The 8214-nt window shown below is 58.6% G+C and carries 8 protein-coding genes; 4 read left to right on the top strand and 4 right to left on the bottom strand.

Annotated elements, in window-relative coordinates; all coding sequences use genetic code 11:
- On the bottom strand, window positions 1–614 hold a 614-nt coding region (locus tag AC1VNY_RS22135), incomplete at its 3' end, for a TCP-1/cpn60 chaperonin family protein (protein WP_482406754.1).
- 45 nt (window positions 615–659) lie between these two features.
- Window positions 660–974, bottom strand: a complete 315-nt coding sequence (locus AC1VNY_RS22130; RefSeq protein WP_018272373.1) for a co-chaperone GroES — start codon at window positions 972–974, stop codon at window positions 660–662.
- A gap of 394 nt (window positions 975–1368) precedes the next feature.
- Between AC1VNY_RS22130 and AC1VNY_RS22125 the strand changes: the two genes are divergently transcribed.
- From AC1VNY_RS22125 to AC1VNY_RS22110, 4 genes are all read left to right on the top strand, one after another.
- Complete coding sequence (locus AC1VNY_RS22125) at window positions 1369–1659, top strand: usg protein (protein ID WP_026192965.1); 291 nt, start codon at window positions 1369–1371, stop codon at window positions 1657–1659.
- A 98-nt stretch (window positions 1660–1757) separates the two neighbouring features.
- On the top strand, window positions 1758–2324 hold the full coding sequence (locus tag AC1VNY_RS22120) for a cupin domain-containing protein (protein ID WP_482406753.1): 567 nt from the start codon (window positions 1758–1760) through the stop codon (window positions 2322–2324).
- Window positions 2325–3025: 701 nt separating this feature from the next.
- Window positions 3026–4414 carry a hypothetical protein gene (locus AC1VNY_RS22115; RefSeq protein ID WP_482406752.1) on the top strand — a complete coding sequence of 463 codons (1389 nt, stop codon included), beginning with the start codon at window positions 3026–3028 and terminating at the stop codon, window positions 4412–4414.
- Between the two features lie 318 nt (window positions 4415–4732).
- Window positions 4733–6199, top strand: a complete 1467-nt coding sequence (locus AC1VNY_RS22110) for a serine/threonine-protein kinase (protein WP_482406751.1) — start codon at window positions 4733–4735, stop codon at window positions 6197–6199.
- A gap of 10 nt (window positions 6200–6209) precedes the next feature.
- Here the strand turns inward: AC1VNY_RS22110 and AC1VNY_RS22105 are convergent, their stop codons facing one another.
- Entirely contained in the window at window positions 6210–6635 is a 426-nt protein-coding gene (locus AC1VNY_RS22105; RefSeq protein ID WP_482406750.1) for a hypothetical protein, read from the bottom strand.
- Window positions 6636–6927: 292 nt separating this feature from the next.
- Entirely contained in the window at window positions 6928–8184 is a 1257-nt protein-coding gene (locus tag AC1VNY_RS22100; RefSeq protein WP_482406749.1) for a NupC/NupG family nucleoside CNT transporter, read from the bottom strand.
- Window positions 8185–8214: the final 30 nt, after the last annotated feature.

Raw genomic sequence — 8214 nt, 5'->3', positions numbered from 1 at the left:
ACGAAGTAGGGCGAGATGTAGCCGCGGTCGAACTGCATGCCCTCGACGACGTCGAGCTCGGTCTCGAGCGACTTGGCTTCCTCGACCGTGATCACGCCCTCGTTGCCGACCTTCTTCATGGCGTCGGAGAGGAACTTGCCGATCTCGGCATCGCCGTTGGCGGAGATGGTGCCAACCTGGGCGATCTCCTCGTTCGACGTGACCTTCTTCGAGTTCTTCTGGAGGTCCGCAACGACGGCTTCGACCGCGAGGTCGATACCGCGCTTCAGATCCATCGGGTTCATGCCGGCGGCGACCGACTTGGCGCCTTCCTTCACGATCGCAGCCGCGAGCACGGTCGCGGTGGTGGTGCCGTCGCCGGCCGCGTCAGCGGACTTGGAAGCGACTTCGCGCACCATCTGGGCGCCCATGTTCTCGAACTTGTCCTCGAGCTCGATCTCCTTGGCGACGGTGACGCCGTCCTTGGTGATGCGGGGAGCGCCGAACGACTTCTCGAGCACCACGTTGCGGCCCTTCGGACCGAGGGTGACCTTCACCGCGTTGGCGAGGATGTCGACGCCGCGCAGCATCTTGTCGCGCGCCTCGACGGAGAATTTGACTTCTTTAGCTGCCATCTGAATTTTTCCTTGAGAGATTTAACCTGGGAGGGAGGGAGGCGCTTAGGCCGCCTTCTTCTTGGAAGCGGGGACGTCGAGGACGCCCATGATGTCGCTTTCCTTCATGATCAGCAGGTCTTCGCCGTCGATCTTGACCTCGGTGCCCGACCACTTGCCGAACAGGACACGGTCGCCGACCTTGAGGTCGATGGGGATCAGCTTGCCAGCTTCATCGCGGCCGCCCGGGCCGACGGCGATGACTTCGCCCTGCGAGGGCTTTTCCTTGGCGCTGTCCGGAATGATGATGCCGCCAGCAGTCTTCTCTTCGGCGTCGATACGCTTGACCACGACGCGGTCGTGAAGCGGACGGAATTTCATGCAGTCCTCCTAAACATTTGTAGATGCTGTAGATTTTTGGAGAGTTAGCAGTCCAGTCCGGCGAGTGCCAGACTGGTTGGGCAGGAGATAGGCCAAGCCTTGGCGGCGGGCAAGTGCCTCTAGCAGAAAAATTGGCACTCGTGAGTGCCGCCTGCCAAAAGGATGCCGAGATCATTTCGGCATCCTTAATGCCGCCCGGAAGGGTCGCCGGGGCTATTAGCAGATGCGGTAAGCTGCTGCCAACGCAAGAAATTTCAACAACCTATTAAACATTTGGGCTTGAGATGGGTTAGTCGCGTGCGTCACATTTCTCTCATGTGAGCGCATCCATTGCCGGTGGTCCGGCGGGGGAGGTCGGCCACCACGTGAATGCGCTCCGTCACAGGAGGTTGGCATGGTCTCGCGAGTTGGTGGGGTTGTTTCCGACGATTTCCGGAAGCAGTTGCTGGGGTACGGGCTGACGACGGCGCAAATCCTCTATCGGATGCCGGATCACCCCTCGTTGCTGCAGACCTATGTCTGGCAGAACTACGACCTGTTTCCGAAATTTCCGGCGCTGCAGGATTTCCTCGCGTTCTGGCAGGCGAAGCTCGAAGGCCCGCTGTTTTCGGTGACGGTGGCGCATTCCAAGCTGGTCAAGCCGGCCGAGTTGCGCGCCGTCGACGGCGTGTTCCGGCTGCATTGATCCGCAAAGCGGCAGGGCGCGGTGTGCGCCTTTGCTCGCCTCGCGGCGCGCGACTTGTGTTAGCCTCTCTCCGTCACAAAAAGACGGGAGGCGAAACAATGGCCAAGAAGACGGCATCAAGATCGGCAGCCAAGACCGCGGTGAAGAAGAAATGGTCGGGGCTCGGCGCCGGCACCAAGAAGACGTCCGCGAAATCGTCCGCGCGCAAGACCATCAAGTCGAAGGGCCGCGTCTCGGCGGCCAAGAAGAGTGCGCCGAAAGCTGCCACCAAGGCACGGCCGAAGCAGCGCGTCGCGATCAGCCATCACCGCGAAGAGGACTTCAAGGCCGACGGGCTGCGCACCTATGCCAAGTACCGCGACCTCGGCATCGCCGCCGCCTCGCATGGCCTCGCGCAGGCGCACGTCATCCGGCTGCAGGGACCGTGCAATCCCGATGAAGTGTCGAAGCTGCACTTCCACGACGTCGACTTCCAGATGGTCTATGTGCTCAAGGGCTGGGTGAAGACCTACATGGAAGGCGAGGGCGAGACGCTGATGCAGCAAGGCAGCGCCTGGACCCAGCCGCCGCGCATCCGGCATATGATCCTGGACTACTCCGACGACGTCGAACTGCTGGAGGTGATCCTGCCGGCCGAGTTCAAGACGGTGGAGCTGAAGGCGTAGGCTTTTCGCGGCCGTCATGGCCGGGCTTGACCCGGCCATCATCCTGCTTCGCAAGATTTTCCTTGGTCGATGGATGCCCGGGTCAAGCCCTGGCATGACGATTTTCTAGTACGACCGTCGGTCTGGTAGCCCGGATGGAGCGAAGCGAAATCCGGGACTCGTGCACATGGTCAGCACCGCCCCGGACGCTGCGCTCTATCCGGGCTACGGTGATGTCAGCATCCCCAAGATCGCGCCCATCAGGCAGGTCGTCAGCGTGCCCGAGACGATCGACTTCAGCCCGAGCGCGTTGATCTCGTCGCGCCGTACACAGCGCGTCCGGAGAACGTCCCGAAGGGCGGACGCCTCGTCCGCGCGTTTTTGTTGGAATAGCTCACGAATTGAAGTCACTCGCCAAGGCGATTGACCATTTGATGCAGTTGCAGTCCCACGCTTGCTCCGAAAGGCACAATAAACGGGTAGGGCCGGATGTCTGCCATTGAGGGCAAGTGGGGGAACACATCGGCTCAGCTTTACGCAACTCCGACATCGGAGTGCGAGTACTGATGGACGGCGAGAGGCGGTTCGTCGCGGGGCGCAAGCCGAATGACATTTTCCCGCACGAGCTGCGAGCAACTTAGTAAGGACGAACAGCTAGACAAAAACCTTAGCGTGTAGGAGTATTTACGCTCACGTTTTAGTATTCATTGACGGGTATTGGCATGGTTGGGCAGAGCACAGTTGCGTCGGAGACGGTGGCCACAGAAGCTGTGGTGAAAGAAGCAGCAGGAAACGTGGCGGTTGACGAGCAGGTGGCTGACGGTAATGCCGATGAAAGCAAGTCGGCGGAGAAGAGGCTGGCCGAGAAGGCGTCGAATGTTCAAATTACGGCCGGAGCGGCTCTGATCTTCGCGTTATTTGTCGCCGTGGTTACGTTGGGTTCGCTAATTATCACTGTATTGACGCACAACATTGAGATCATTGCTGCACCTGAAAAGGCTCCGGCAGCAGTTTCAGCAAAGGCCGCAGCGGCGCCGGAGGGTGCCGGATGGATTGTAACTGGTAGAGTGATCCAAGACGCGGCCCCTATGGAGGGCATGTCGGTATGGTGCGTCGGCTATGACGGAAGCGGAAAATCCTTCACGCCTCCTCTTCGGCGTACAGACGCAGCCGGCGAGTTCAGATGCGATGCCATTCCGGAGAAGCTCGCAGGCGGCGACACCGTAAAGGACATACGGATAACTGCTAGTTTTTCGAACTGGCTGCGTTTCTTCAGTTCACCAACGACGGCCGCTCTCTCCGTTGCTCCAGGAGGCGAGGCAGTTAGGTTGAGCCAACTAAACGCCTCGTGGTGGCTTCTGCTTGCACCAGCGTGCTTTCTTTTTACGATTTTTGTTGTAGCCGGTGCATCGTTAGGTGGGGGAAGGTTCAGGCCGGTGTATTATTATGTGGCCTTATTGCTGTCGCTTGTCTTGACCGTGCTCACAGTTTCGTTCATCGCGGACGCAATCAACACATTCAATACATCCGTACCTCGTAAACAAGTCCGCACTCTCGGCTTTCTCACGATTTTTGAGGGCACCTATGTCGAGAATTCGGGGACTGAATGGCTTGTTTCTCTGACCTATCCCTCAGATTATCTGTCATCGCGAGTTCCGGACGTCACACTGTCGTCTGTTGCAGATGGAAAATCTTCGCTGGCTGCTGACCAGGCATCCTCATCCGCAGACCGCCCAAGTGCAACAGCTGCGAAGATTGTTCATGGGCTCGGTGCGCCGTTCTGGGTCATTTTCCTTTCAGTCCTCGGCGCTGGCCTGCTAACGGTGATCCTTGTCATTCAAGCAATATCTAGACCGCCTGATTTCGCATCGCTAAATGCGACCGCGTACGGGGAGCGAATGCGCATCATTCTCGAACATCAGTTCTTTGTGCTATTCGCTCCGCTCAGTGGAATTTTCGTTTTTCAATTGTTGGTTCTCGCGGGTGCTGCGAAGGAACCAGTCACGGTGGCCACAATAATTCTTGGCGCGGGCGCGACACTGAATGGCCTTCTCTCAAAGGCGGTGAAGTCTGCGCAGCAATACTTGCAAGGAGCTTCAGGCGAGGGGTGAGATGAGGCGATGGCAAGTGGCTTCCAACCGCGAAGCAATAGCCTTGAATGGTGAGACCGTTTTCACAATGAGGGTCGCTGTTCTTGCTTTAGGGCATGGCACTTAGGGTAGGTGACACGATGTTCGCTGTGTCTGCAATGCGCGACAGAACGGACCACCAGCGACCCATGCTCCGCCAATTTCATTGAGATGGTTCGTGGAACGCTGCCGTTCACCAATTTGACTTGCCAAAGCCAGCGTCAGCGGGTTGCCGGGCTTGGCTCGGAGAGTTCGCAAAGGTAGCATTGAGACGATTCTATCACCAAAACGAGTGCATCCATGACGATCGTCAAGCTCAACCAACAATGGATCATTGGGTCCTCCATCGGAGGCGGCGGCTTCGGTAGAGTTTTTGAGGCCAAGAACGCGGATGGCGCCGCCGAATCTGCTGTTGTGAAGCTGGTTCCGAAAGCTCCGGGTGCGGAGCGAGAGATGCTGTTCGTGAAGCTGGATGGAGTTCGTCGCGTCGTGCCGATCATAGACAGCGGCGAGCACGAAAATAGTTGGGCCTTAGTGATGCCTCGCGCCAAAGAATCATTGCGGGAGCATCTCAACCGCGCGGGTGGGTCGCTTAGCCCAACCGAGACGACGGCGATTTTGTGTGAAATTGCAACAGCGCTTTCGGACCTTGATGGTCGAGTTGTTCATCGTGATCTAAAACCCGAGAACGTTCTTCTTTTGGACGGTCAGTGGTGTTTGGCTGACTTTGGCATCTCACGATATGCTGAAGCTACAACGGCACCTGATACTCAGAAGTACGCAATGACCGCTCCTTACGCTGCGCCGGAACGTTGGAGAGCAGATAGAGCCACAAGTGCAACTGACGTTTATGCACTTGGGGTGATGGCTTTTGAGATGTTAGCGGGTACGCGCCCGTTTCTCGGACCGAGCTTCGAAGACTATCGAGAGCAGCATCTACACTCCGACGCACCGGTGTTGACAAATGGTAGTTCGGCGCTTCGCGCACTCGTCGGAGAAATGCTCTTCAAAGCAGGGGGAGCTCGACCTTCGCCGGGAAACTTGCTCGCTCGTCTCGAACGTTCGAAGGACCAGCAAAGATCAGGAGGACTGGCAAAATTGGGCGAGGTCCACCTACAAGAAGTTGCGCGCCGAAGCGAGGGTGAACGATTGGCATCTGAGAAGCGCAGTATGGCCGAAGCGCGAAAGGACCTTTTCCTCGCCGGCTCGGCAATGCTGAAGAGCCTGCAGGAAGAGTTGATCCAGGCGATTCTTGAGGCTGCACCAAGCGCAACGCAAAGCAGGTCTGGCAAGCGCAACGGTGCAACAATCAACCTTGGCGCGGCACAATTGGAATTGGTGCCTGTGTTCGAGACGCCAGCCTCGCCGTGGGAATGGGAGGCGCCGAACTTCGACGTTGTTGCGCACTCTGGGATTATTATACGCATCCCGCGAGACCGATATGAATTCGAGGGCCGAAGTCACTCTTTGTGGTATTGTGACGCCTTCGAGGCTGGCCGGTTCGAGTGGATCGAAACAGCATTTATGATCTCGCCTTTCTCGCGTAAGACGTCGACTATGCGTCCATTTTTGGCAGACCCAGGCGTGGTCTCGGCAAAAGCTTTGTGGAACGGTATGTCCGAATATCAGTTGGCGTGGCCAATGGAGCGACTGGATTCGGAAGGCTTCGTCGATAGATGGGCGAATTGGCTTGGTGATGCCGCGCAGGGAAGGTTGCAAGTTCCGTCGACGATGCCGGAGAGGCCAACGCCTAGAAATTGGCGTTAGGGGTGATACGTCAACTCAGGCCTACATAACCCCTTGCTTTCGAGCAACCGATCACCCTGTCTTTTTCTCGCACAATCGAGTTATTCGTTTTCACCAGCCATTCCTCGGTCAACACGACCGAGAATTCTATGGGTACGTTACCACCCTTTGCGCGGCCAAATTTCCACAGTGTTGCAGGAAAATCGTTTCGGGTAACAAGTCGCCCGTGAGCGAAAGCGTCACGAATTTGCACGATGCCGCGGTCAACCGTGTACAGTGGGGCTTCGACCTTATCGAGGCCGTTGTTATAAACATCGATAATGAATCCAAGCGACATGTAATTCGTCGCAAACGTCTCCTGCGCGTAGGTATCGCCGATTTTTGGAAATTCGTGTGTTTCTCCCTTTTGAAGTACAAGGAAGTACCTCAATACTGTTTCGACGGCCTGCAGATTCATGATTAGTCCGCCGGTCAGACGAAGGTGCTTTTCAGAATCTAAGAGAGCGAACCTCAAAAGAGCGCGTATTCGGCGGACTGTTTAGAATAGATGCGTCGCCTTGGTTAGTCGCCGTTGGTGGTGGAAACCACCAAATACTGAAAATTTTGGCCTTGACTGGCGGAAGGGTGGGATTCGAACCCACGGTACTCTTGCGGGCACGCCGGTTTCGTAGTCCGCATGGAGCGAAGCGCAATCTGGGAATCGCGCACGCGGGCCGAGCGGCCCCGGATTGCGCTTCGCTTCATCCGGGCTACGGCTGCGTCAGCATCCCCACGATCGCACCCATCAGGCAGGTCGTCAGCGTGCCGGAGACGATCGACTTCAGCCCGAGCGCGTTGATCTCGTCGCGCCGCTCGGGCGCCATGATGCCGAGGCCGCCGATCATGATGCCGAGGCTCGCGAAATTGGCGAAGCCGCACATCGCGTAGAGCATAATCAGCCGCGAGCGCGAATCGAGCGCGTCGGGGCCGAGCTTCGACAGGTCGACATAGGCGATCAACTCGTTCAGCACAGTCTTGGTGCCCATCAGGCTTCCGGCCGTGATCGCCTGCGGCCAGGGCAGGCCCATCAGCCAGCACACAGGCGCCATCACGTAACCAAGCAGCCGCTGCAGCGAAATCTTCGCGCCGCCGATCTCCGGCAGCAGGCCGATGATCGCGTTCGCCAGATAGACCAGCGCGACCAGCACCAGCAGCATCGCGATGATGTTCATCAAGAGCTCGAGCCCGGCGGCCGTGCCCTTCACGATGGCGTCCATCGTCGACGACACCTGGATATCGGGATTGTCGAGCGATCCGCCGGTGCGCTTGTCCGACGTCTCCGGCACCATGATCAGGCTCACTAAAATAGCGGCCGGCGCGCCGAGCACCGAGGCGATGACGAAATGCGCGGCCGCATCCGGGATCAGCGGCGCCAGCAGCGTGGCGTACAGCACCAACACCGTGCCGGCGATCCCGGCCATGCCGCCGGTCATCACCAGAAACAATTCGGAGCGCGTCAGCTGTGCGAGATAGGGGCGGATGAAGAGCGGCGCTTCGACCATGCCGAGGAAGATATTGGCCGCGGTCGAGAGCCCGACCGCGCCGCCGACGCCGAGCGTGCGCTCCAGGATCCAGGCCATGCCGCGCACGACAGGCGGCAGCACGCGCCAATAGAACAACAGCGTCGTCAGCACGCTCATCACAAGCACGATCGGCAGCGCCTGGAAGGCGAGGATGAAATCCGAGCCGGGCGCCTTGGGATCGAACGGCGCCGGGCCGCCGCCGACATAGCCGAACACGAAGGCAGTGCCGGCGCGCGTCGCGGCGGCGATCGTGCCGACGGCGTCATTGATCGCGCCGAAGGCCTGCGTCACCAGCGGCACCTTGATCAGCACCATCGCAGTGACGATCGTGACGGCAAGTCCGATCGCCGCCTGGCGCAGCGACACCTTCAGGCGATTCTCGCTCAGCGCCCAGGCGATCAAGAGCAACGCCACCACGCCGAACGCCGATTGCAACTGCAGCATCACGCCCCCAAAAAAACTCGCGGGATTATG

This window comes from Bradyrhizobium ferriligni (genome assembly GCF_056837965.1).
This window is presented reverse-complemented; position numbering and strand designations above follow the sequence as displayed.